Source organism: Chitinimonas lacunae, from assembly GCF_042650885.1.
Classification (GTDB): domain Bacteria; phylum Pseudomonadota; class Gammaproteobacteria; order Burkholderiales; family Chitinimonadaceae; genus Chitinimonas_A; species Chitinimonas_A lacunae.
Window position 1 is genome coordinate 3693581 of record NZ_JBHSBU010000001.1, and the last position, 22698, is coordinate 3716278.

Genomic DNA, 22698 nt, shown 5'->3' on the forward strand with positions numbered 1-22698 from the left:
GTCGCCAAATATATGAGGAAATAAATATATGGCGACATATCTTGCTTCACGGCTTCCAGCCTCGATCGGCGCTGGCTTGGCAGCAGGCGGCTCGGAGGATTAAGGTAGTGCCATCTTTTTGTACGGATGAACCATGTTGTCCCGAGCCTTCCGCCTGCTGCTCTGTCTATTGTCGCTGGCCGCGACTGCTGCGCCGTGGCGGCCGGTGCCCAATGCGGTCTGGCATCTACAGATGAGCTATCTGCCCAGCACCGTCGAAGAGATGCTGACGCTGGCGCAAGGTGCCGATGTGATCGAAGTCGATGCTTTCGACGTCAAGGCCGAGATGGTGGCCGGGCTCAAGGCGGCCGGGCGGCATGTGGTCTGTTATATCAATGTCGGCGCCTGGGAGAACTGGCGCGCTGATCGCAATGGTTTTCCGGCGGTGGTCAAGGGCAGCGCCTATGCCGGCTGGCCCGGCGAGAACTGGCTCGATATCCGTCGTCTCGACATCCTCGGCCCGCTGATGACGGCTCGGCTCACCATGGCGCGCGACAAGGGTTGCGACGGGGTCGATCCGGACAATATCAACGGCTACGAAAATCCCACCGGTTTCCCGCTCAAATACGCCGACCAACTGACTTACAACCGCTGGCTGGCCCAGACCGCCCACAGTCTGGGGCTGGGCATCGGCCAGAAGAACGCGCTCTATATGGTGGCCGATCTGGTGGCCGACTATGACTGGGCCACGATCGAGAGCTGCTACGCCGGCAAGTGGTGCGGCCGTTTCGAGCCTTTCGTGCAGAACGGCAAGGCGGTATTGCAGATCGAGTACGACGGCCACGACTACTGGCTGGAGGAAATCTGCCCCGAAGCCCGCACCCACGGCTTCAGTGCCCTGTTCAGCAACCGCGAGCTGGACGGCTGGAAGGCGCCGTGCAATGTCCCACTGGCCCAACTCGACAAGCTGCTCGACCTGGCCCAGCACACCTATCCCGCCACCTTCAGCCGCCCACGCGGCCCCTCGGCCAGTTGGATGGGCTACTACTTCCGCTGCTATGACCCCGATGGCGTGTGTCTGGGGGCAAAAGGGGATGGATTGTTCTTCTACGCACCGGGCAGCGGCGTGATGGAAGTGGGACCGGTGCGGCAGTTCCTGTCGCCTTAGCGCATTTCCAGACCCTTCGGAGTCAGCGCGTGTCCGGACCTCAGAGCGCAGGCATGGAGCACTGAGCTAGCCTTAGCCGCGATTCGGATTTAAACGGACACGCGCCAATGGCTGTCCCGAGCAACTTTCCCTTGTGCCTTTCCAGTAACTTCTCTGTTCAATAAAAGATTTTCAGGGCTCAGGCTGACTTGCCTTGCTTGCCATGGACAAATAAAAACTCCCGGTGACCCGGGAGTTTCAATGGTTTTTCAGATTGTTTCTGACCGACGCAGCTTCCAGCCCGTCTTCTACCCTCAGCCGTAACGCTTGGCGGCCTCGATGGCCAATCCGGCGCCGATGGAGCCGAACAGGTCGCCTTCGACCTGGCGGGCCTGCGGTAATTGGGCCGCGATGCGGTGACGGAGGGCGGGGACGCCGCTGCAACCGCCAGTGAAAAACACCGTGTCAACCTGGTCGGCTTTGATGCCGGCCTGGTTCAACAGGCTGTTGACCGTGGCGGCCACCTGATCGACCAGCGGTACCGTGGCCTGCTCGAACAGCTCGCGACCAATAAGCGGAGCAAGGCCGGCTTCGAGGCGGTCTAGGGTGAGCGTGGCCGTGTCCGCTTGCGACAGGGCGATCTTGACCTCTTCGACCTGGATGGCCAGCCAGTGGCCGGCGCGCTGCTCGATCAGGCTGAGCAGCCGATTGAGCCGGTCACGCTCGAGCGCATCGCGGTAGACATCCTGCAACTCCGTCCAGATCTTGCGCGAATACACAAAGTTGATGGTGTGCCAGGTCGCCAGATTGAAGTAATAGCTGGAGGGGACTTCCGAGTTGTTCTTGAGCCGGCTCCGATAACCAAGCAAGGGCATGGCGGCGGCAAGGCTCAGGTATTTGTCGAAATCGGTGCCGCCGATATGGACGCCGCCATTGGCCAGGATATCGTCGAGCCGATCAAGCCGGTCATGACGGGCGGGCGACAGTCGCACCAGCGAGAAGTCGGAAGTACCGCCGCCGATATCGGCGATCAGCACCAGTTCTTCGCGCGCTAGCGTCGACTCGTAGTCGAATGCCGCGGCAATCGGCTCGTACTGAAAGCTGACTTCGCGGAAACCGACCGCGCGGGCGGTTTCGGCCAGGGTGGTCTCCGCCAGGGCGTCGGCCTTGGGGTCGTCATCGACGAAATGAACCGGCCGGCCGAATACGGCGGCCTCGAATGGACGGCCGGCCAGCCTTTCGGCGCGCTGGCGCAGTTCGCCGATAAAGGCGCCCAGCAATTGGCGAAACGGCACGGCCTTGCCTTGGACCTCGGTCTGGCCGTCGATCAGGCTGGAGCCGAGCAGGCTTTTGAGCGAGCGCATCAGCCGGCCTTCATAGCCTTCGAGATAGTCGGCCAGGGCGCGGCGGCCGAAATAGTGGAGGTCGTCGTCGTAGTTGAAGAACACCACCGACGGTAGCGTCACCTTGCCGTCTTCCAGCGGCAGCAAGGCCGGTTGGCCCGGACGCAGCCAGCCGACGGTGGAGTTGGAGGTGCCGAAATCCACGCCCAGTGCCTGGGCGGATTGGCTAAACGGGGACTGCATGCGGATGGCCCTCCGGTTCGAAAGGGGCGGGGATGCTACGCCGACCCTCGAACCTTGGCAAGCGCGTGAGTTTTGGCGTGGCAGGACGGCAAAACTGCCGATACAACAGACGGCCCGCAGTCGTAGTCTGTTTCTTGACGCCGTGTCGTCGATCCGGCAGGGCGATTCCCCCTACGGCGTCACCGGACTTGTTCCGGAGAAAAGGATCATGCCTTAACTGTGCAAGACAGGCAGGCAGTCCTGATTAAAAAATAAACAAGGCTGTCAAAACAGGTCTGCCAACCTCAACAGCCGGAATTTCCAAGTGGTTGTACACCGGGTCGATGCTGGTCATCCATCGCCCGGTTTTCTTGTGCCTGATTCCCTTACACGTCGAGCAGCAGGGCGCGGTAGCGCTCCAGCAGCTGTTCGGGCTGATTGATCGACATCTGCAAGTCCTGCAACAGACCATTGTCGAGCCGGTAGACCCAGCCATGCACCGTCAGCGGCTGGCCACGGGCCCAGGCATCCTGCACCACCGTGGTCTGGGTCGCGTTGACCACCTGTTCGATCACATTGAGTTCGCACAGCTTGTCGGCCCGCATCTCGGGCGGGAAGCGGTTGAGCCAGTGATAGTGGGCGCGGCGGATATCGTGGATATGGCGCAGCCAGTTATCGGCCAGTCCGACCCGACGGTCGTCGAGTACCGCGCGCACCCCGGCGCAGCCATAGTGGCCGCAGACGATGATGTGCTTGACCTGGAGCAGGTCAACGGCGAATTGCAGGGTGGAGAGGCAGTTGAGGTCGGAGTGAACGATCAGGTTGGCCACATTGCGGTGGACGAAGACTTCGCCCGGCAACAGACCAATCAGCTCATTGGCCGGGACGCGGCTGTCGGCGCAGCCTATCCACATATATTCAGGCGCCTGCTGGCGTGCCAGACGGGCAAAAAACTCGGGATCGTCGTGCTTGACCTGGTCGGACCAGTGACGGTTATTGGCAAACAGATGGGCAAGAGGATGCGGCATCGGACGGTTCCGGAAGGAAAACCCGCCGAGTTTATGCGCTTTGGCCGCCAGTGCAAAACCCGATCAGCGGAGGGTGGGCTGCGATTATCGGCGCGACTCGGGATGGCCGGTCAGAAAATGGACAAAAGCATCGATCAGACGGGTGGTGCTGCGGTCGAGATCGAGCAGGGCCAGCTCGATATGGAAACGCTTCGGCGTGACCGCAGGCTGGCAGGCTGCGATGCGGCAGCGGGCCTGGATGATATGTTCCTGTCCATCGAGCGGCAGCATGAAGTAGATCGTGCCCATGCCGCCTGGGCTGACCGGCTTGTCGAGTTCCATGCCAAGCGTCGTTGCCGAGATGTCCTCGATATTGCCAAGCAGGCCCGCGCCCTGGTCGAGAATCACCTTGACCCAGGTCTTATAGCGGATGCGGTTGAATAGCGGTGTGCCGGCCATGCCCATAAGCGGTTGTCCCGTGCGGCGATTCGACTTCAGTTAGCTATTTAAGCAAGTTTATGCGGTCGATGCCGACTGTTCGCGTCTGTCTGCTGTCGGCGCTTGCAGGGGACTGGCGGTGCAGGATTGGAAAATATTTTATTTACTTCTCTGGATACCTACAGGCCTTGCACTGAATTTTTCCAATTACTCTGTAACGGCCTGCTGGGCAGCCGGTGCCCGAGCCGGCCTGGCGTCGTACCATTGCTTGGCGGCAATCAACAGGCCCAGGGCGAAAAAGGCTCCCGGTGGCAGCAGAGCCAGCAGAAAGCCGTAAGCGGGCGGCGCGAGCTGCAAGGGCGCAAAGCCTGGGCCAAGCAGCAGATCGATACCGGAGAACAGCGTGCCCTGGCCGATCAACTCTCGCAGCGCACCCAACACCCCCAATACCCCGGTGAGACCCAGACCCATCGCCAGGCCGTCGAGCGCGGCGTGAGCAGGCGGATGGCGCGAAGCGAAGGCTTCGGCGCGTGCCAGAACGATGCAGTTGGTGGTGATCAGAGGGATAAACAGGCCCAGCACCAGATAAAGGCCATGGAGCCAGGCATTCATCGCCAGATCGACCACCGTCACCAGGGCCGCGATGATCAGGATAAAGATCGGGGTGCGCAGCTCGGCCGGGACAAAGCGGCGCAAGGCCGCCACGGCGGCGCCGGACACGGCCATCACGAGGCTGGTGGCCAAGCCCAGCGAGACGGCGTTGACGATATTGGTGCTCATCACCAGCACCGGACACAGCCCCAGCACCTGCACCAGACCGGCGTTCTGGCGCCATAGACCGTCGTTGACGATACGGGCGGCTTCGTTGCGTTCAAGCATGGGGGACTCCGAACCATTGCCCGCGCCGCTCGGCCGTCAGTTCGAGCGCGGCGCGCAGGGCGCGCACGATGGCGCGTGGGGTGATGGTGGCGCCAGCACGGGCATCGAAGACGCCGCCATCGCGACGCACGGCCCAATCCTCTGGCGCTGGCTCGTTCAGAGAGCGGCCACGGAATTGGCTGGCCCACGGTGATTTGGCCGGTTCGATATAGTCGCCGAGCCCCGGGGTTTCCTTATGGGATAGCACACGTACGCCGAGAACCGTGCCGTCAGCGGCAACGCCGACCAGCAGCTCGATCGGACCGGCATAGCCGTCGGGTGCCGTGAGTTCGAGCACGGCGGCGACCGGCTGGCCCTTGCGTCTGGCCAGATGGATCACGCCAGCGCCCTGCCGGCCCAGGCGGGCGTTGTCGGCGGCACTCAGCGGCAGCGTGTCGCGGGTCAGATCGTTGTCGAAGCCGCCAGCGGGCAAGACCCGCGCGAGTTCCGCCCGGCGCATGGCGGTGGCTTCGGCTTCGATACGCTGGCGGGTGCAGCCATGGGTGGCGGCGAGCAGGGCAGTAAAGGCCAGCGCGAACAGCGCGAGCGTCAAGGCGCTGCGGACGGCATGGCGCAACGCTTCGTTCATGGCCGGCCCTTATGGCCGAAGGCCGCTGGCCGGGTGAGCTGGTCGAGCAGCGGCACGGTGATATTCATGATCAGCACGGCAAATGCCACGCCGTCGGGATAGTTGCCGAAGCTGCGGATCACCCAGGTCAGCACTCCCGCCAGCGCGGCAAAGATCAGCCGGCCGCGCGGGGTCGATGGGGCGGTGACGGGGTCGGTGACGATAAAGAAGGCGCCCAGCATGGTCGAGCCGGCCGCCAGATGAAACAGCGGCGAGGCGGTCTGGCCGACTAGCTGGCCCAGCGCAGCACTGGCGGCCAGACCGCCCAGAAAGGCCAGCGGGAGTTGCCACGGCACCAGCCGGATCGCCAGCAGATACAGCCCGCCCAATAGATACGCCAGTGCGACCCAGGCAAAACGCGGGTCGGTGGTGGCATCGAAGGGCAAGCCCTGCCGGCTCAGCGTGCGGAAGTGGTCGAGCGGCGTGGCCGAGGCAATGGCATCGAATGGGCTGAGGCCGAAAATCGCCTGCCAGGTCGCCTGCACCTCGGGTGCCTGGGCCGGCCACTGCGCCATCTGCGCCGGGAAACACACCAATAGCGTGGCAAAGCCGACCATGGCCGGATTGAACAGATTGTTGCCCAGGCCGCCGAATAACTGCTTGGCCACCACCATCGCAAAGAAGCTGCCGATCACGGTGAGCCACCAAGGCAGTGCCGGCGGCAAAGCCAGCGCCAGCAGCGCGGCGCTCAATACGGCGCTGCCGTCGAGCAGATTGACCTTGATCGGCTGGCCTCGCAGGGCCAGCATCGCTGCCTCGAAACCCAGGGCCGAGACGGTGGCGATCAATATCTGGGTCGGCACCCCGATGCCCATCAGCCAGGTCTGGGCGGCGATGCCGGGCAGCAGCGCCAGCCAGACCTTGAGCATCAGCACCGGTACACGGACCGGGCGGGTCAGATGCGGGGCGTTCATGGCCGGGCAGGTGCGGCCGGCGGGGCTTCGGCGGGGACGGTGGCCGGGGGTGTATCGGGTTTGATATCGAAGCGGATATGGTGCGGCCGGGCGGCTTCACGTTCCTTTATCCGTTCCTGCCAGCGGTGGACAGCGTAGAACATGGCGATAAAGACGGCAAAGAAGCCAAACACGCTGATCAACATGGACCACTTGATGGAACGGCGGCGGCGATTGAGGAATTGCTGTTTAAGCAAAGCGGCCTGGCTTGGATCCAGGCCGCCGGACTGACTGGGTTCGGTCATCGGTTCAGGGGGCTTTTCTTGGTGAGGCGGCGCGATTGCGTCGGATCTGTTCTCGGACCTGATCGATCTCCATCACGGTGTGCTGCCATTGCAGCCGCTCGCGCTCTTCGTTGATCTCGCGCCAGCGCCGGTAGCGCCAGGCGAAAAGACCGATACAACCGCCAAAGAACACCAGCACGGCCAACAGATTGTGCTCGAATAGAAGCAGTGCAATGAAGACTGCGATCAGGACGCTAATAATGGCGAAGCTGATCCCTTTTTCGTTCATGGTTCACTCCAGCGACGCCCGTCAGGATGGGCGCCAGGGGTCATAGACCAAACCGCGCCTGGCGCGGCTACCTCGCGGTCGGATGCAACAGGATGGCGCCACCATGAAGCGGTGACGCTGGTGTGCCTCCTGGCCGTCTTGCCATCCTCATCCCATATCAGTGACGCCGTGGTGGCGTCGCCAGTCTATCCATGCCGTGGCATGTCGCTGGTTAGTCGAACAGACCTCGTAGGTCATTTTGCAGACGGCTCGCTTCGGTCGGTATCACCCTTTGCGATGCGGCCGCGATTATGGCGCAGCAGACCCAATCTGGCGATGCTTGCCGCTGCTATGAATTCCTTCATACCGCGCTTTTTCCAGATTGACCTGACCTGTCCGACGAACGGCGCTATTGGCGGCCAAAGGCCGGTTTTTGCTCAAGGCGACGAACGGTCTACAGCAATATCCGGGTGCAAGACTGGCTCAGATAACCGCGATTCTTCTTTGTGTCGAGCTGGTAAGTCAGAAAAACAAAATAATAAGCAAGATAGTCACTAGATGTAGTGCTTGCTGGATGTGAAAATTAAATATTTATGCGTATAGGTCTTTGGGGCGAAGAAGTGGCCCTACAACTTCCTATGGCCTAGGACTTTTCGCTATCCCGATCCTGATCGTTATTAGTTACCTCTCTACGCTCGCGCGGCGTTACCTGCTCCGCCCGCAATTTGGCGGCACGAGCCATGGCAGCTTCGATGGCGGCACGTTTCGGATCGACGGGCGCTGCGGCGTCCGGGGCCGGCACAGCAGCCTCTTCCGTCCGGGTCCTCGGCGTCGCCTGTTCTTCGCGCAGTTTGACAGCGCGAGCCATGGCAGCTTCGATGGCGGCGCGTTTGGGATCGACGGGCGCTGCGGCGTCCGGGGCCGGCACAGCAGCCTCTTCCGTCCGGGTCCTCGGCGTCGCCTGTTCTTCGCGCAGTTTGGCAGCGCGAGCCATGGCAGCTTCGATGGCAGCGCGTTTGGGATCGACAGGCGCTGCGGCGTCCGGGGCCGGTACAGCAGCCTCTTCCGTCCGGGTCCTCGGCGTCGCCTGTTCTTCGCGCAGTTTGGCAGCGCGAGCCATGGCAGCTTCGATGGCGGCGCGTTTGGTTTCGGCGTCGTCGGTGGGGGTGGGGGCTGTCGGTTCCGGCGTGGGCGTGGCGGGGGCTTGTCGGGCGGCGTGGCGTTCGAGGGCGGCGCGGATCTTGGCTTGTTTTTCCGGATCCTGGAAATCGGGGTCGTCGAGTTTGGCGACGGCTTTGGTGGCCAGGCGGGCGGCTTTTTCCTGCCGTTCGCGTTCCAGGCGGAACTGGCGGAATTCATGACGTTCACGCGCCAGATCAGCGGCCTTTTTCTGCTTTTCTGCCGCCCAGATTTCCGATTTGGCGAAGCGGTAGTAATCGACCAGCGCAATATCGCTCGGGCAGACATAGGCGCAGGCGCCGCATTCGATGCAGTCGAACAGATTCCATTCCTGGGCGCGGCCGAATTGCTTTGATTTGGCAAACCAATAGAGCTGTTGCGGTTGCAGCTCAGCCGGGCAGACCACCGCGCACTCGCCGCAGCGGATGCAGGCGCGGGCCGGGGGCAGTGGCGGGAATTCGGCGCGGGTCTTGGCGATCAGGCAGTTGCTGGCCTTGCTGATGCCGACGCTCAGGGACGGCAGGGTGAAGCCCATCATCGGGCCACCCATGATGACGCCGTCGAGATCCGATTCGGCCCCGGCGAATTGCAGCAGATGCTCGACCGGCGTGCCGATCAGCGCCTCGACATTGCCCGGACGAGCCACCGCACCCGTCAGCGTCACGATGCGCGACAACAGCGGCTCACCGTGATGGATCGCGCGGGCCACGGCATAGGCGGTGCCGACGTTGAAGCACTGCACACCCAGATCGGTCGAGCGCACGCCCGAGGCGACTTCAATGCCAGTCAACAGCCGGATCAACTGCTTGGCACCGCCGCTTGGATAGCGCGTCGGCACCGCCACCACCTCGATGGCGTGGCCATGGGCGGCAGCGCGCATGGCGGCGATGGCCTCGGGTTTGTCGTCTTCAATCCCGACCAGCACCGTGCGCGCCCGGGTCAGGCTGCGCATCAGGACGATGCCCTCGACGATCTCGGCCGCGCGTTCGCGCATCAGGCGGTCGTCGCAACTGATATAGGGTTCGCACTCGGCGCCGTTGATCACCAGGGTAGCGAGGCCATCCTGGCCGCCACCGAGTTTGAGATGGGACGGGAAAACCGCGCCGCCCAGGCCCACGATGCCCATTTCCTGCAGATAGGCGCGAGTTTCAAAGGCGGTGGCTTGTTCGACGGTGAACGGTCGGCGGGCGATCCAGCTTTCCTCGCCGTCAGGCAGCAGCACGATGCATGGGTCGGCCAGACCGGACGGGTGGGCGACCTGCCGGGGCTCGATGGCGATCACCGTGCCCGAAGTCGGGGCATGGACAGCAGCGGAGACCGAGCCGTCCGCATCGGCCAGCTTCTGGCCTTTGAGCACCCGCTCGCCGGGCATCACCGCAGGCAGGGCCGGTTGGCCCAGATGTTGACGCAGGGCGATTTCCAGCCGTTCAGGCAGCGGTGGCACCGCGATGGGGTGGGCGTTGGAGCGTGACTTATTGGCCGGCGGGTGGATGCCGCCATGGAAACCGAACAACTGCCGTGCTGTCACGATTTCACCACTTTGATCGGAATGACCGAGTATTGGCGCGGTGGCTTTGGCTGTTTCCATTTCCAGCTTTCCAGCGTCTCGCCGACTTCGACCATATGGATGCAATCGACCGGGCAGGGGGCGACGCATAGCTCGCAACCGGTGCATTCGCTGGCGATCACGGTGTGCATATGCTTGGCGCTGCCGACGATGGCATCGACCGGGCAAGCCTGGATGCACAGGGTGCAGCCGATACAGACATCCTCATCGATCAGCGCCAGCGCTTTGGGCTTTTCGACCCCGTGTTCGCTATTGAGCGGCTTGAATTCGACCCCGAGCAGATCGGCCAGCTTATGGATGCCGTCCTCACCGCCCGGCGGGCACTGGTTGATCTCGGCTTCACCGCTGGCGATGGCTTCGGCATAGGGGCGACAGCCCGGATAGCCACACTGTCCGCACTGGGTCTGCGGCAACAGGGCATCGATCCGCTCGACCAGGGGGTCGGCCTCGACCCGGAAACGCACCGCCGAAAAGCCGAGCACGGCACCCAGCAATAGCGCCAGTATCACTACCAGCACGACGGCGACGACAAAACCGCTCATTTCACTATTCCTGCAAAACCCATAAAGGCAAGACTCATCAGCCCTGCCGTAATAAACGCAATCGGCATGCCCTGGAACGGTGCCGGCACCTCGGCGCCTTCGAGCCGCTCACGAATTGCCGCGAACAAGATCAGGATCAGGGAAAAGCCCAGCGCACTGCCAAAGCCAAAGACCAGACTGTCGGCAAAGCCATGCCCGAGATTGGCATTGATCAGCGGGACCCCCAGCACGGCACAGTTGGTGGTGATCAGCGGCAGATAAATGCCCAGCACCCGGTAGAGCACCGGACTGGTCTTATGGATGAACATCTCGGTGAACTGCACGATGGCCGCGATCACCACGATAAACGCCAGGGTGCGCAGATAGGTCAGGCCCAGCGCCAGCAGCAACTGATCGATCAGCCAGGCGCTGCCGCAGGCCAGCGTCAGCACGAAAGCGGTCGCCAGCCCCATGCCGATCGAGGCATCGAGCTTTTTCGACACGCCCATAAACGGGCACAGCCCGAGCACCCGGGTCAGCACCACATTGTTGACCAGGGCGGCGCCGATCAGGATCAGCAGGTAATGCCCGAATGCCACCGATTGCTCCTGCCGGCTTCAGCAAGAAGTCGGCGCTTGGCCTCCACCGTCCAGACGGACGGGGAAACGATTGTTGATGCCCAGAGCGTCCCCACTCACCCGGTCGTCGCAGCGTCAGCCACCAGGCGGTGATCCATCCCTGTCCCTGTGCTCACTAGGGCTGGTGCTGGACACGATGGGGGAGACCCCCGATGGCTTGCACCACTTGACGAGCTTGCGGGCTGGGGACGTCTGGTTGAAAGCGGACTGGCTTCAGTCGTCACCCGCGCAGCGGCCGTACAGCGCAGCGTCGAACGCCTTGCCATGGCGCATCAGGCGCGAACGCAGCAGACCTTCATGGCGAAAACCGCTGCGCTCGGCGACCCGACGTGCCGCCATATGGTGGGCCAGCACCAGGATTTCCTGCCGCAATACCGCCAGCTCGGCAAAACCGAAGTCGCTGGCCAGCGATACCGCCCGAGTCATGATGCCGTTGCCGTGCCGGCTGGCGCGCAGCCAGTAGCCCAGACTGGCGAAATCGGCCTGCTCGTCGCGGCGCAGCGTCAGCGTGACCCCGCCCACCAGCATGCCGTCGCCGAGGCTTTCGATGGCGAACGGATAACGGCTGTTGCCGCGTGCCCAGTCCTGGATGCTCTGGGCGATATAGCACTCGCTGTCTTCGCGCCGGTAGCCCTGATGGCACCAGGGCAGCCAGCGCCCGACCACATCGATCGACTCGCGGGCGGCGCGGTAGAGGGCGTCGACATCCTCGACCCGGTAGGGCCGGATGCGGATACCGTCGAGATCGGCCTGATAGGTGTGGCGACTCATCTGGCCTCCCGATCGGCAGCGATCAGGCTGTAGAGGGCCTCGTCGGTCGGCTGGCCATTGCACAGCAAGCCGAGTCGCAGCACGCCTTCAAACTGGAAACCGGCCTTCTCGGCCACCCGGCGGCTGGCCAGATTGTCGACGGCGGCACCGATTTCCAGCCGGGGCAATTGCAGGGTGTCAAAGCCGAACTCGACCGCCAGCCGGGTCGCCATGGTGGCGACGCCGCGTCCGGTGGTATCGCTGCGCACCCAAAAGCCGATATTGCCGAGTCGCTTGGCCGGGTTGCTGATGACCTTGACCGACAGGCCGCCCAGCAGACGCTGGCTCGCCACTTCTTCGATCACGAAATTGAACGGCCGCTCCGGCTCGCCCCAGCCGAGTACGCAGGCGGCGACCCACTGTTCGGCCTCATGCCGGGCATAGTCGCGATGGAGCCAGCTCAACCAGCGCCCGACCGTCTCGACCGAGGCACGGCTGGCGCTGAAATAGCCGTCAACATCATTTAAGCGGAACGGGCGCAGGCGGATGCCGTCCTGTTCGGCCTGATAGGGGGGAAGCCGGCTGCTGCGCATATCAGACCATGGTCCCCTGACGCGGCCGGATGGCACGGATCGATTCGCCGATCAGTGCCGGGCCGCGATAGATCAGGCCGCTATAGAGCTGAACCAGACTCGCACCCGCTTCGATCTTCTCGGCGGCGTGCTGGCCTTCGAGAATTCCGCCTACCCCGATGATCGGCACCTTGCCGCCCAGCACGGCCGACAGCGCCCGGATCACCGCCGTCGATTTGGCCCGCACCGGGGTGCCCGACAGGCCGCCCGTCTCATTGCCATGACGCAGTGTCTCGACCCCGACCCGCGACAGCGTGGTATTGGTGGCGATCACCGCATCGAAGCGGTATTCGAGCAGCAGACGGCCGATTTCGACGATCTGTTCGTGTTCGAGATCGGGCGCGATCTTGAGCGCCAGCGGCGCATAGCGGCCGTGGCGCACGGTCAGCCGCGCCTGTTCGTCCTTGAGCGTGGCGAGCAGCCGCTCCAGCTCGTCGCTTTGCTGTAGCTGACGCAGATTCTTGGTATTGGGCGAGGAGATATTGACCGTGATATAGCTGGCCAGCGGGTAGACCCGGGTCAGACAGGTCAGGTAATCGTCAACGGCGTTCTCGATCGGGGTGTCGAAGTTCTTGCCGATATTGATGCCCAGCACGCCCTGATACTGGGCCGCTTCGACGTTCTTGACCAAGGCGTCGAGACCCTGGTTGTTGAAGCCCATCCGATTGATGATGCCCTGGGCGCCCGGCAGGCGGAACAGCCGTGGCTTGGGGTTGCCCGGCTGCGGCCGTGGCGTCACCGTGCCGATTTCGATAAAGCCGAAACCGAGGTCGGCCAGGGCATCGATATGTTCGCCGTTTTTATCGAGTCCGGCCGCCAGACCCACCGGATTGGGAAAGCGCAAACCCATCACCTCGACCGGCTTGTCGGCCTCGCGGCTCCCCAGCACCGTGCCAAAACCCAGGGCATGCAAGGCATCGAGACTTTTCAGGGTCAGGTTATGGGCGGTTTCCGGTTCGCAGGCGAACAGCAGCGGACGAAGCAGCGGGTAGAGCATGAAGTGGGTCTCGGTAATAGATTCGTTAAATTCGACAAATTTATCTTAACGGTGCGGTCGAAAATGCCTGGATGTCCCGTCAGGGCTGACATTCAGGCATTCAAACACTTTCACTATCGCCCCGGACCCGTTCAGGGGTACAGCGCCAGATGGGCTTCCAGGGTGTTGTGCATCAGGGTGGAAATGGTCATCGGTCCAGCACCGCCCGGCACCGGGGTGATCCAGCCGGCCACCTGACGGGCTGCCTCGAAGTCGACATCGCCGCATAGACGGCCGTTGGGCAGGCGGTTGATCCCGATATCGATCACGATGGCGCCCGGTTTGATCCAGTCGCCCTGCACAAAATTCGGCCGGCCGACGCCCGCGACCACAATATCGGCGCTGCGTACCTTGTCGGCGAGCTGGCGGGTCTTGCTATGGCAGACGGTGACGGTGGCACGTGCCATCAACAGCTCCAGCGCCATCGGGCGACCGACGATATTGGAAGCGCCGATCACCACGGCATCGAGCCCGGCCGGGTCGACGCCGGTGTGTTGCAGCAGGGTCATGGCGCCAAACGGGGTACAGGGCCGCAGCAGCGGCATCTTGAGCGCCAGACGGCCAAAGTTATACGGGTGAAAACCATCGACATCCTTATGCGGATTGATGGTTTCGATGATCAGCTCAGGATCGATATGGTCAGGCAGCGGCAACTGCACCAGGATGCCGTCGATCTCGGGGTCTTGATTGAGTTGCTGCACCAGTTCGATCAGAGCGGCTTCGCTGAAGCTCGCCGGGTATTCAAACGAGACCGAACGGATGCCGGCGCGTTCGCAGGCGAGTTTCTTATTCCGGACATAGACGGCCGAGGCCGGGTCGTCGCCGATCAATACCACCGCCAGTGCCGGAGCACGCCGGCCTTCGGCGAGTCGCTGTTCGACGCGGCTGCGGATGGCCTGGATCTGTTGTTCGGAAATCTGTTTGCCGTCGAGCAGTTGGGCGGGCATGGGGCGGACTCCGGGGGGTGGGAAGCGCGCTATTGTCGCATTTTTCTTTAACCCTCCAAAGCGAAAGCGCTTGACGCACCGGAACGGCCAACGTATATTTGCGCGCTCTTCGGGGCGTAGCGCAGCCTGGTAGCGCACCTGATTTGGGATCAGGGGGTCGCGAGTTCGAATCCCGCCGCCCCGACCAGCAGTATCTTGCCAGGTCAACCGAAGCATCGGAGCGCCCGTAGCTCAACTGGATAGAGCAACGGCCTTCTAAGCCGTAGGTTACAGGTTCGATTCCTGTCGGGCGCGCTGCAAAGCACGAAGTAAGTAGTAAGCCAGTGGTGGATATAGCTCAGTTGGTAGAGCCCCGGATTGTGATTCCGGTTGTCGTGGGTTCGAGTCCCATTATCCACCCCACCCCATTCAAGCCCCTGTAAGTCGATGACTACAGGGGCTTTTCGCATTCGCCCACGCCAAATCCCCCGTGCCGTCTCCGGCCAGAAACAGCCTCCCAGCCCAGCCACTCATTGCCTGACATTACGGCAGTGGACAATTCCCCTGACGCAGCCGCTGCTCCAACGCCGTAGTCCGAGGCAGGCTCAGGCCCGGGCGGCCGGTATAGTCTTCGAGCAGCAGCGGCTGGCTGGGTTGGCGCAGCCGCTGGCGGATGGTCTGTTCCGCCTGCTGGTCGATCAGGGTCAGCCGTCCGTTCAGGGTGTCGTGTTCGATTTCAAGCTGGCGCAGCCGTGAACCGGCCAGTCGCTCGCGCCGCGAGAAATGGCTGGCGCTGAGCCGCCATTGACTGTCGATACGGCGGAACTGGTGCACATCGCGGTCGATACAGCCGTGGGCATTGGACCAGCTGCCGATGATCAGCCGCTGACCGGCAATATCGAGCCGGTCGATATCGCAGCTCGGGCTGTCGCAGTCGCTCAGCAGTTCGGCCGAGACGCCAGCGAGCGCATAGTCCTGACCTTCATTGCGCAGCACATAAAGCCGTTGGCCGTTATGGTCGTCGCGGGCGCGCACCAGGCCGGCCCAGTCGTTGCGGCCGTCGCCGTCGAGGTCGCCGCTGGCTTGCAGACGGACCCGATACAGTTTGCCGGGTGCCGCCTGCGGTGAGGTGCCGCTGCCGAACAGCGAAGCGAGCCGCGCCTCGACCGCTGTCGGGGCGGTATCGATGGGCACGGCGCCCGCCAGCGAGGGCAGTAGCGCAAGAAGCAGGATCAAGCGTGGCACGGCCGGACTCCGAAGCACGATGAGAGGATTCTACGCGGCAAAGCGCTGCCCCGCGCAGCTGGCATGTTTCCGTCATATTCGGGGTTTATGATCTGCTTCCGGACTGGCACTAAGGAGGCAGCCATGCTCTACGACTACGATGATGAACTCGCGCCGGAACCCCGTCCGCCCCGACGCGAGGCGCTCGATAGCGCAACGGTGTTGGCCCGGGCACGCGATGAAGACGGCTCGACCGCGCTGCATCGGGCGGTGCAGGCCGGCGAGTGGGCGCTGTTGCCCACACTGCTGCGGCTGGGGGTTGAGGTCGATGCGGTCAATCGCGACGGCGACACTGCCCTGCATCTGGCCGCCCGCCAGGGTGCCCGGCTCAGCTACCGGCTGCTGTGCCAGGGCGGGGCCGATCCGCAGCGGCGCAACCGGCGCGGCGAGACACCCGAAGCCTTGTTCGGTTGGGACCACTGAGGCCATGTGCATGGCGTGGTCGGGACAAGTCTGTGACAATCGATGTCCTGTCCCGAATCCGAGCAAATCTCCCATGGCCGAAGAACTCAATGTGCTGGGTCAGGCGCTGCAATCGTGCAGCGTCGACCCGATGACCGGCTTTTTCCGCGACGGCTGCTGCCGTACCCATCCCGAAGACCTGGGTCAGCATGTGGTCTGTGCCGAAATGACCCCCGATTTCCTGCGATTCTCGCGCGAGCGCGGCAACGATCTGTCCACCCCCCGTCCCGAATATGGCTTCTCCGGTCTGCAACCGGGTGATCGCTGGTGCCTGTGCGCCACGCGCTGGGTCGAGGCCCTGCTCGATGGCGTGGCCCCGCCAGTGGTGCTGGCTGCCACTCACGAGGCGGTGCTGGAACTGGTATCGCTGGAAACCCTGGTCGATTACGCGCTCGACTGGCCGAAACGGCGGCCTTGAGGCAAGCGATGGCGCTCACTTGGCGGCCGGACCCGAAGACACTGAAAAAGCCCGATCTTCGGCTCGTCCACCCTCTTGGGTGAGTTCCATCCATCTTGAGCAAGCCAAAGAAAAAGACAGCTTTGCGGGCGTGGTTGTCCTTTGGAGAGCCGGATAAGGTGTGGGAGGCGAAGTGTATTTACTTTTATTTAAACGCCGCACAATATCTTGCAGGCGTTTTTCCTGAAATTTTCTTTTTGCCTCCTGCTCGTTCGCAGGAGGTTCCGTGCCACGGTCTCGCCCGCTAAGGCCGATTGCCCAGATTCCAGCGCGCGCAATACCACTTGGTCTGCTGATTGGTCAGTCCCACCATCACGCTGGCGCTGTCGTTCATATAGCGGGTGCCGTCGACGGTCAGGACCGGGTGGAAGGTGACGAGCAGGTTCTGTTCGACAATCCGACGCACCTCTTCGACCGGCTGCTCGATCAGTATGCCGACCATCAAGGCCTGGCTTTCGGGCAGATTGGTAAACACTTCCTTGGCGGTGACGCCACCCAGTTGAGCGCCCTGGCCGTCCCACCAGCGCGCCTCACCCCAGTCGCGCAACGATTTCTGTAGATGGAGCGAGAAGTAGCCGTGCCAGAAATCGGTCGACCATTCCGAACGGCACAGCAGTGCTGCCGTCACTTTGTCGCCGAAATCGACCGGCAGGGCGGCGCAGGGGCCGGCGGCCAGCAGCAGGGCCAGCCGCCATAGCGACCTTTTAGCCACTGTTACGCAGGCCGGCAGCGATGCCGTTGATGGTGAGATGGATGGCATACAGGACCTCCTCGCTTTCCTCGCCGCTGCGGAAACGGCGCATCAGTTCGACCTGAAGGTGGTTGAGCGGGTCGAGATAGGGCAGTCGATTCTTCAGGCTGCGCGCCAGTAACGGATTGTCGCCCAACAGCTCACGGTGGCCGGTGATCGCCAGTACCGCATCGACGCTGCGGCGCCATTCGGCGCGGATGCGGCCGAACATCCGGCGGCCCAGTTCCTGGTCGCGCACCAGGGTGGCATAACGGCTGGCCAGATGAATATCGCTTTTGGCCAGCACCATTTCCATATTGCTGATCACCGCGCGGAAGAACGGCCAGTCGCGATAGAGCGCGCCCAGGGTATCGAGTGCGCCGTCGCCGGCTTCCTGCTGATAGCGGGCAATTGCAGTGCCAAAGCCGTACCAGCCCGGCAGCATCAGCCGCGATTGCGCCCAGGAAAACACCCAAGGAATCGCGCGCAGGTCCGCAATGCTATGGCCGGCTTTGCGGGCGGCCGGGCGGCTGCCGATATTGAGCCGGGCGATTTCCGAGATCGGCGTGGCTTCGCGGAAATAGGTCAGGAAGTCGGGCGTGTCGTAGACCAGATCGCGGTATTCGGCATGGGCATAGCCCGATAGCCGCTCCAGCAGGGCATGGCGGCTATCGTGCTCGGTGCTCGATTCGGACGCGGGCGTGGCCAGGCTCGATTGCAAGGTGGCGGCCAGCAGCGTCTCCAGATTGCGCCGGCCGATTTCGGGGTCGGCGTATTTGGCGGCGATGACTTCGCCTTGTTCGGTGATCCGGATCTGCCCGGCGACCGAACCGGCCGGCTGGGCCAGGATGGCATCGAAGCTCGGCCCGCCGCCGCGCCCGACCGAGCCGCCACGGCCGTGGAACAGCCGCAGCCGCACGCCGGCCTCGCGGAACACATCGACCAGCTTGAGTTCGGCCTTGTACAGCTCCCAGTTGGAGGTCAGATAGCCGCCATCCTTATTGCTGTCCGAATAACCCAGCATGATTTCCTGTGTCTCGCCGCGGGTGGCCAGCAACTGGCGCCAGGCCGGCAGCGCGAACAGCTCGCGCACGATGGCATCGCAGCCGCGCAGGTCGGGAATGGTCTCGAACAGCGGAATGATATTGAGCGCCGCACGCGGTGTCGGTGTCAGCGCCACCAGGCCGGCCTCCTTGAGCAGCACGGCGGCTTCGAGCAGGTCGGACACGCTGGCGGCGTTGGAGATGATGTAGTTGGGCAGTGCCGCTGCACCGTAGATCGCGTGGATATCGGCGCAGGCCCGCACGATGGCCAGTTCCTTGGCGGCCTCTTCGCTGTATTCGACAAACGGCGTGCTGAGCAGGCGGGCGCTGCCCAGTTCGCGCAGCAGGACGCGCTGGCGGGCGGCTTCGTCGAGGCCGAGATAGTCTTCGAGCCCGGCGTGCTGGAACAGCTCGGCAATCACCCGTTCGTGCATGGCGCTGTGCTGGCGCATATCGAGCGGCGCCAGATGGAAACCGAATACCTCGACTGCCCGGATCAGCCGCCGCAAGCGACCATCGGCCAGCGGTGCCGAGCCATGGCGGGTCAGCGAAGCGGCCAGCGCGCGCAGATCGGCCGCCAGCTCGCCGGCATGGGTGTAGGGCGCGGCGCCCCGGTCGGGCAGCAGGCCGACGCGGAATTTGCCCAGTCGATGGGCCGTGGCGACGATGCGCTGGCGAATGGCCGCCACCGCCTGGCGGTAGGGCTCCTCGGCCCGGCTGACCGGCTGTTCCGGTGCATGTTCGGCGATCTGCAACACGGTCGGGTCGATCGCGACCAGCCGCGACGACAGGCTCAGTTCGTCTTCGAGCTTGCCGGCCTGTTCGAAATAGAAATCGAGCGCCACCGCCGCCTGGCGTGCCACCGCGTGGCGGGTCAACTCGGCCGTGACAAAGGGATTGCCGTCGCGGTCGCCGCCGATCCAGCAGCCGATCCGCATAAACGGCGGCAGCTCGGCCGGTTTGCCCGCTGCATCGGCCAGCCGGTTTTCCAGTTCGATATAAAGACGCGGCAATTGAGGCAAGAAGGTGGCGCGGAAGTAACTGAGGCCGTTCTCGATCTCGTCGTGCACAGTCAGGCGAAAGGCCCGGATTTCGCGGGTCTGCCACAGCGTCAGCAAGACGCGCTGCAAGGCCGCCTGATTGTCGTCGAGCTCGTCAGGGGTGAGCGCCACCCGGTCACGCACGGTCAGGAGCCGGGCAATCGCGCGTTCGCAGTCAAGCAGGGTCTTGCGTTGGACCTCGGTCGGATGGGCAGTCAGCACCGGCACGATGCTGGCCGTTTCAACCAGCTCGCGGATGGTCTCGGTGCTGATGCCGCGCTGGGCCAGATCGTCAAGCGCATGGGCCAGACTGCCGCGCTGCGGCTTGGAGCCCTGGCTGCGATGCCATCGCCGGCGCCGGTTGTGGTGCAGATCTTCGGCAATATTCGACAGATGGGAGAAATAACCAAAGGCGCGGGCCAGGGCCACGCTGTCGTCGAGGGTGAGTGCCGTCAGGGTACCGGTCAGTGCGTCGGCGGCTTCCTGGTCGGCTTCCCAGACAAAACGCACGGCCAGCTCGCGGATCGCTTCGATCTGGGCCAGGGTTGCGGCCCCGGCTTCGCGGCGGATGGTGTCGGCCAGCAGGCGGGCCAGCAGATCGAGGTCTTGTTCGAGCGGCAGGTCCTTGGCCGCTGCGTTGTCGTAGAGCGCCATGCGTGTCGTTCCCTGTGTGGTCGTCCGGCACAGCGAGAGTAGCCGAAGGCGGCGACGTAGGGAAACCTGCCGCCACTACGGCGAGGGCAAAAAAAATGCCCACCATGTGGCGGGCTAGAGGAGGAGGACCGGAAGAGACGTCGTCGTTCTTGTCGGTGGGACGGCGTCGCTATCAATCTGGGGTCGGCGGCTGAGAAACATTGGCGGGCTGGGCCTGGCTGCTGTTTCATTTTTGCCGATCAATTGAGGCGTAGTGTAACTAGCGTGCAGTTGTTTGTAGCCTAGGTAAATGCCTGGGTTTTTCCATTTTTTGTCGGGGCGAGGCAAGTTTGCGGCGCATCGGCTGGGGGAATGGCGTTGGGCAGGGAGGGCTGGCTGGCGCTTCATCGAGGCGTCCGTGATCGATTCACGATGATCCCGCAGCTACCGCCTGTCCGTTTGCCTCGGTGTCGTCGTCAAGTGCTGTTCGCCTGTGCTGTGAGGTCCGGACACGCTGACGCCGGAGTGGCGGGAAATGCGCTAGCGAAGGTCGATGACCAACCACAGCGGGAGAGGCTGACGGGGTGATCGGGGCAAAAAAAAATGCCCACCATGGAGGCGGGCTATAGGAGGAGGACCGGTAGGGACGTCGTCGTTGTCGTCGTGCTCTAGGGCTGGACGGCGTCGCCATGAATGCTTCAGCGCATCGACCAAACTTGTGCGGAGTCGCCGCGGCGGTTGTTTGGCGTTTGCTTATTTGCTGAGACGAAGTGTAGCGATTGCTGAGTCGCTTGTAGCCTAGGTGAATGCCTAGTTAAGGCTTTCCCTAGGAGTCAGCAAAGCAGCGGGCGCGAGGGAGAGCCCGGGCAGAGGAGGGAAGTTAAGCTGTACAGAGGTTATATGTCTATATTTTTTATTTTTAATTTATCTATTGCAAACGTATTTGCATTTGTTTTTCACAAAATTTGATATTTGTCCTATAAACCTTAACCCAGCGCCGAGACGATCAGCAGGGCCGTCACCAGACCGGCAATCACGGCCAGCCAGTGATTGCGGCGGCCTTGTTCCTGGGCCAGCCGTTCGGTGGCGATGACCAGACGGTCCTGCCGGGCCGGGTCGGCCAGTGTCACCAGGGCGCGCGGCAGTTGCGGCAGGATTTCGGCCCAATATGGCGCTTCGCGGCCCAGATGGCGCAGCAGGGCGCGCCAGCCGATCTGCTCGTTCATCCAGCGCTCCAGAAAGGGCTTGGCCGTATCCCACAGATCGAGTTGCGGGTCGAGCTGGCGGCCCAATCCTTCGATATTGAGCAGGGTCTTTTGCAGCAGCACGAGCTGGGGCTGGATTTCGACCTTGAAGCGGCGCGAGGTCTCGAATAGGCGCAACAGCACCTGACCCAGCGAGATTTCCGCGATCGGTCTGTCGAAGACCGGTTCGAGCACGGTGCGGATGGCCGCTTCGAGCTCTTCGGGCCGGGTTTCGGGCGGCACCCAGCCCGATTCGATATGGGCGGTGGCGACGCGGTGGTAGTCGCGATTGAAAAAGGCCAGGAAATTGATCGCCAGATAGCGCTTGTCGTATTCCGACAGCGTGCCGACGATGCCGAAGTCGAGCGCGATATAACGGTTGTCGGCCGCGACCAGGATATTGCCCGGGTGCATGTCGGCATGGAAAAAACCGTCGCGGAACACCTGGGAAAAGAAGATTTCCACCCCGTAGCGGGCGAGCTTTTTCAGATCGATGCCGGCGGCCTGCAATTCCGCGATACGCGAAATCGGGATGCCCTGCATCCAGTCCATCACCATCACCTGGCGCGAGACATAGTCCCAATGGATTTCCGGCACGATCAGCATCGGCGAATCGGGGAAATTGCGCCGCAACTGGCTGGCGTTGGCTGCCTCGCGTTGCAGATCGAGTTCGTCGTGCAGATAGCGGTCGAACTCGGCGACCACAGCTCGCGGCTTGAGGCGGGGGCCGTCGGCAAACAGATGCTCGACCAGCCAGGCCATCACGCGCAGCAGCGCCAGGTCCTGTTCGATCACCAGTTCGATGCCGGGACGCAGTACCTTGACCGCCACCGCGCGGCCATCGGGCAGCTCGGCGTAGTGAACCTGGGCAACCGAGGCCGACGCGACCGGAGTCGGGTCGAAGCGGCGAAATAGCTGGGCGGGCGGCCGGCCCAGCGCCTGGGCGATCACTCGCTCCGATTCGCTGGCGGGAAACGGCTTGACCCGGTCTTGCAGGCGGGCCAGTTCGACCACCAGATCAGGCGGCAGCAGATCGGCCCGGGTCGATAGCACCTGACCGAATTTGACGAAGATCGGCCCGAGCTTTTCGAGCGCCCGCCTCAGCCGCACCGCCCGGCTATCGCGCAGCCGGCGCCAGAACAGCACGCGCTTGACCAGCCATTCAAGGCCACGGACCCGTTCATGGCCCAGGATAAATTCGTCAAGGCCATAGGCAAAGACGATGCGGATGATCTTGAGAAGGCGCAGCAGAAACATGGACGAGGCGGGCGGTGGCGGGTGGCGCGATTGTACGGGCTGAGGGCGGGGGTGGCGAGCGTACCGCGGCCGAGATGGACGACAGCGCGACGGTCGGGCCTACATGCTTAATTCTTAATAAATTCTGCAAATTCTTTGCTAGACACAGAGCAGGTTTGTATAAGAAATAAAA

General features: G+C 63.1%; 22 protein-coding genes and 3 tRNA genes. 6 read left to right on the top strand and 19 right to left on the bottom strand.

Going from position 1 to position 22698, the window contains the following annotated elements; genetic code table 11:
- Positions 1-133: 133 nt before the first annotated feature.
- A complete protein-coding gene (locus ACFOW7_RS15860; RefSeq protein WP_378166059.1) occupies positions 134-1147 on the top strand; it encodes an endo alpha-1,4 polygalactosaminidase in 1014 nt (337 codons plus the stop codon).
- Between the two features lie 293 nt (positions 1148-1440).
- Here ACFOW7_RS15860 and ACFOW7_RS15865 read toward each other — a convergent pair whose 3' ends face one another.
- From ACFOW7_RS15865 to folD, 15 genes are all read right to left on the bottom strand, one after another.
- The gene (locus ACFOW7_RS15865) at positions 1441-2712 is read right to left on the bottom strand and encodes an Hsp70 family protein (RefSeq protein WP_378166062.1); all 1272 of its coding nucleotides are present in this window, start codon (positions 2710-2712) and stop codon (positions 1441-1443) included.
- Positions 2713-3077: 365 nt separating this feature from the next.
- Positions 3078-3719 (bottom strand): carbonate dehydratase, encoded by a 642-nt coding sequence (gene can / locus ACFOW7_RS15870; protein ID WP_378166064.1) that lies wholly within the window; start codon positions 3717-3719, stop codon positions 3078-3080.
- Between the two features lie 84 nt (positions 3720-3803).
- Positions 3804-4163 carry a PilZ domain-containing protein gene (locus tag ACFOW7_RS15875; protein WP_378166066.1) on the bottom strand — a complete coding sequence of 120 codons (360 nt, stop codon included), beginning with the start codon at positions 4161-4163 and terminating at the stop codon, positions 3804-3806.
- Positions 4164-4343: 180 nt separating this feature from the next.
- A complete protein-coding gene (locus tag ACFOW7_RS15880; RefSeq protein WP_378166068.1) occupies positions 4344-5015 on the bottom strand; it encodes an electron transport complex subunit E in 672 nt (223 codons plus the stop codon).
- The gene (gene rsxG, locus ACFOW7_RS15885) at positions 5008-5643 is read right to left on the bottom strand and encodes an electron transport complex subunit RsxG (protein WP_378166070.1); all 636 of its coding nucleotides are present in this window, start codon (positions 5641-5643) and stop codon (positions 5008-5010) included. The genes ACFOW7_RS15880 and rsxG overlap by 8 nt, the downstream gene beginning before the upstream one ends.
- Positions 5640-6596 carry an RnfABCDGE type electron transport complex subunit D gene (locus ACFOW7_RS15890; protein WP_378166073.1) on the bottom strand — a complete coding sequence of 319 codons (957 nt, stop codon included), beginning with the start codon at positions 6594-6596 and terminating at the stop codon, positions 5640-5642. The genes rsxG and ACFOW7_RS15890 overlap by 4 nt, the downstream gene beginning before the upstream one ends.
- Positions 6593-6781: a hypothetical protein gene (locus tag ACFOW7_RS15895; protein WP_378166075.1), complete on the bottom strand. Its 189-nt coding sequence runs from the start codon at positions 6779-6781 to the stop codon at positions 6593-6595. The genes ACFOW7_RS15890 and ACFOW7_RS15895 overlap by 4 nt, the downstream gene beginning before the upstream one ends.
- A gap of 103 nt (positions 6782-6884) precedes the next feature.
- Positions 6885-7148 (bottom strand): hypothetical protein, encoded by a 264-nt coding sequence (locus tag ACFOW7_RS15900; protein WP_378166077.1) that lies wholly within the window; start codon positions 7146-7148, stop codon positions 6885-6887.
- Between the two features lie 622 nt (positions 7149-7770).
- Positions 7771-9894 (bottom strand): electron transport complex subunit RsxC, encoded by a 2124-nt coding sequence (gene rsxC, locus ACFOW7_RS15905; protein WP_378166079.1) that lies wholly within the window; start codon positions 9892-9894, stop codon positions 7771-7773.
- On the bottom strand, positions 9831-10415 hold the full coding sequence (rsxB, locus tag ACFOW7_RS15910) for an electron transport complex subunit RsxB (protein WP_378166081.1): 585 nt from the start codon (positions 10413-10415) through the stop codon (positions 9831-9833). Before rsxB ends, rsxC begins: the two co-directional genes overlap by 64 nt.
- On the bottom strand, positions 10412-10993 hold the full coding sequence (gene rsxA / locus ACFOW7_RS15915) for an electron transport complex subunit RsxA (protein ID WP_378166083.1): 582 nt from the start codon (positions 10991-10993) through the stop codon (positions 10412-10414). Before rsxA ends, rsxB begins: the two co-directional genes overlap by 4 nt.
- A gap of 252 nt (positions 10994-11245) precedes the next feature.
- Positions 11246-11803, bottom strand: coding sequence for a GNAT family N-acetyltransferase (locus ACFOW7_RS15920; protein ID WP_378166085.1), 558 nt, complete (start codon positions 11801-11803; stop codon positions 11246-11248).
- Entirely contained in the window at positions 11800-12375 is a 576-nt protein-coding gene (locus ACFOW7_RS15925; protein ID WP_378166087.1) for a GNAT family N-acetyltransferase, read from the bottom strand. The genes ACFOW7_RS15920 and ACFOW7_RS15925 overlap by 4 nt, the downstream gene beginning before the upstream one ends.
- Position 12376: 1 nt before the next feature.
- Complete coding sequence (locus tag ACFOW7_RS15930) at positions 12377-13411, bottom strand: quinone-dependent dihydroorotate dehydrogenase (RefSeq protein WP_378166089.1); 1035 nt, start codon at positions 13409-13411, stop codon at positions 12377-12379.
- Between the two features lie 131 nt (positions 13412-13542).
- Entirely contained in the window at positions 13543-14397 is an 855-nt protein-coding gene (gene folD / locus ACFOW7_RS15935; protein WP_378166091.1) for a bifunctional methylenetetrahydrofolate dehydrogenase/methenyltetrahydrofolate cyclohydrolase FolD, read from the bottom strand.
- Between the two features lie 110 nt (positions 14398-14507).
- On the opposite strand from folD, the gene ACFOW7_RS15940 reads away from it, so the two are divergent.
- The 3 genes from ACFOW7_RS15940 (at position 14508) to ACFOW7_RS15950 (ending at position 14799) form a co-directional block, all read left to right on the top strand.
- A tRNA-Pro gene (locus ACFOW7_RS15940) sits at positions 14508-14584 on the top strand.
- A gap of 33 nt (positions 14585-14617) precedes the next feature.
- A tRNA-Arg gene (locus ACFOW7_RS15945) sits at positions 14618-14691 on the top strand.
- Between the two features lie 32 nt (positions 14692-14723).
- A tRNA-His gene (locus ACFOW7_RS15950) sits at positions 14724-14799 on the top strand.
- A gap of 120 nt (positions 14800-14919) precedes the next feature.
- Here ACFOW7_RS15950 and ACFOW7_RS15955 read toward each other — a convergent pair.
- Entirely contained in the window at positions 14920-15621 is a 702-nt protein-coding gene (locus ACFOW7_RS15955; RefSeq protein WP_378166093.1) for a hypothetical protein, read from the bottom strand.
- Between the two features lie 123 nt (positions 15622-15744).
- On the opposite strand from ACFOW7_RS15955, the gene ACFOW7_RS15960 reads away from it, so the two are divergent.
- Together ACFOW7_RS15960 and ACFOW7_RS15965 are read left to right on the top strand one after the other, a co-directional pair.
- Positions 15745-16083 carry an ankyrin repeat domain-containing protein gene (locus tag ACFOW7_RS15960; protein ID WP_378166095.1) on the top strand — a complete coding sequence of 113 codons (339 nt, stop codon included), beginning with the start codon at positions 15745-15747 and terminating at the stop codon, positions 16081-16083.
- A 73-nt stretch (positions 16084-16156) separates the two neighbouring features.
- On the top strand, positions 16157-16540 hold the full coding sequence (locus ACFOW7_RS15965; protein WP_378166097.1) for a DUF2237 family protein: 384 nt from the start codon (positions 16157-16159) through the stop codon (positions 16538-16540).
- 283 nt (positions 16541-16823) lie between these two features.
- Here ACFOW7_RS15965 and ACFOW7_RS15970 read toward each other — a convergent pair whose 3' ends face one another.
- The 3 genes from ACFOW7_RS15970 to ubiB form a co-directional block, all read right to left on the bottom strand.
- On the bottom strand, positions 16824-17291 hold the full coding sequence (locus ACFOW7_RS15970) for a hypothetical protein (RefSeq protein WP_378166099.1): 468 nt from the start codon (positions 17289-17291) through the stop codon (positions 16824-16826).
- Positions 17284-20046, bottom strand: a complete 2763-nt coding sequence (gene ppc, locus ACFOW7_RS15975) for a phosphoenolpyruvate carboxylase (RefSeq protein WP_378166101.1) — start codon at positions 20044-20046, stop codon at positions 17284-17286. The genes ACFOW7_RS15970 and ppc overlap by 8 nt, the downstream gene beginning before the upstream one ends.
- A 965-nt stretch (positions 20047-21011) precedes the next feature.
- Positions 21012-22526, bottom strand: coding sequence for a ubiquinone biosynthesis regulatory protein kinase UbiB (ubiB, locus tag ACFOW7_RS15980; protein WP_378166103.1), 1515 nt, complete (start codon positions 22524-22526; stop codon positions 21012-21014).
- Between the last annotated feature and the right edge of the window lie 172 nt (positions 22527-22698).

What these genes read in the sequence shown, in the direction of transcription:
- ACFOW7_RS15860 (WP_378166059.1), top strand. Translation starts at nt 134, where the DNA reads ATGTTGTCCCGAGCCTTCCGCCTGCTGCTCTGTCTATTGTCGCTGGCC.
- ACFOW7_RS15865 (WP_378166062.1), bottom strand. Translation starts at nt 2,712, where the DNA reads ATGCAGTCCCCGTTTAGCCAATCCGCCCAGGCACTGGGCGTGGATTTC.
- can (WP_378166064.1), bottom strand. Translation starts at nt 3,719, where the DNA reads ATGCCGCATCCTCTTGCCCATCTGTTTGCCAATAACCGTCACTGGTCC.
- ACFOW7_RS15875 (WP_378166066.1), bottom strand. Translation starts at nt 4,163, where the DNA reads ATGGGCATGGCCGGCACACCGCTATTCAACCGCATCCGCTATAAGACC.
- ACFOW7_RS15880 (WP_378166068.1), bottom strand. Translation starts at nt 5,015, where the DNA reads ATGCTTGAACGCAACGAAGCCGCCCGTATCGTCAACGACGGTCTATGG.
- rsxG (WP_378166070.1), bottom strand. Translation starts at nt 5,643, where the DNA reads ATGAACGAAGCGTTGCGCCATGCCGTCCGCAGCGCCTTGACGCTCGCG.
- ACFOW7_RS15890 (WP_378166073.1), bottom strand. Translation starts at nt 6,596, where the DNA reads ATGAACGCCCCGCATCTGACCCGCCCGGTCCGTGTACCGGTGCTGATG.
- ACFOW7_RS15895 (WP_378166075.1), bottom strand. Translation starts at nt 6,781, where the DNA reads ATGTTGATCAGCGTGTTTGGCTTCTTTGCCGTCTTTATCGCCATGTTC.
- ACFOW7_RS15900 (WP_378166077.1), bottom strand. Translation starts at nt 7,148, where the DNA reads ATGAACGAAAAAGGGATCAGCTTCGCCATTATTAGCGTCCTGATCGCA.
- rsxC (WP_378166079.1), bottom strand. Translation starts at nt 9,894, where the DNA reads ATGGAAACAGCCAAAGCCACCGCGCCAATACTCGGTCATTCCGATCAA.
- rsxB (WP_378166081.1), bottom strand. Translation starts at nt 10,415, where the DNA reads ATGAGCGGTTTTGTCGTCGCCGTCGTGCTGGTAGTGATACTGGCGCTA.
- ACFOW7_RS15920 (WP_378166085.1), bottom strand. Translation starts at nt 11,803, where the DNA reads ATGAGTCGCCACACCTATCAGGCCGATCTCGACGGTATCCGCATCCGG.
- ACFOW7_RS15925 (WP_378166087.1), bottom strand. Translation starts at nt 12,375, where the DNA reads ATGCGCAGCAGCCGGCTTCCCCCCTATCAGGCCGAACAGGACGGCATC.
- ACFOW7_RS15930 (WP_378166089.1), bottom strand. Translation starts at nt 13,411, where the DNA reads ATGCTCTACCCGCTGCTTCGTCCGCTGCTGTTCGCCTGCGAACCGGAA.
- folD (WP_378166091.1), bottom strand. Translation starts at nt 14,397, where the DNA reads ATGCCCGCCCAACTGCTCGACGGCAAACAGATTTCCGAACAACAGATC.
- ACFOW7_RS15960 (WP_378166095.1), top strand. Translation starts at nt 15,745, where the DNA reads ATGCTCTACGACTACGATGATGAACTCGCGCCGGAACCCCGTCCGCCC.
- ACFOW7_RS15965 (WP_378166097.1), top strand. Translation starts at nt 16,157, where the DNA reads ATGGCCGAAGAACTCAATGTGCTGGGTCAGGCGCTGCAATCGTGCAGC.
- ppc (WP_378166101.1), bottom strand. Translation starts at nt 20,046, where the DNA reads ATGGCGCTCTACGACAACGCAGCGGCCAAGGACCTGCCGCTCGAACAA.
- ubiB (WP_378166103.1), bottom strand. Translation starts at nt 22,526, where the DNA reads ATGTTTCTGCTGCGCCTTCTCAAGATCATCCGCATCGTCTTTGCCTAT.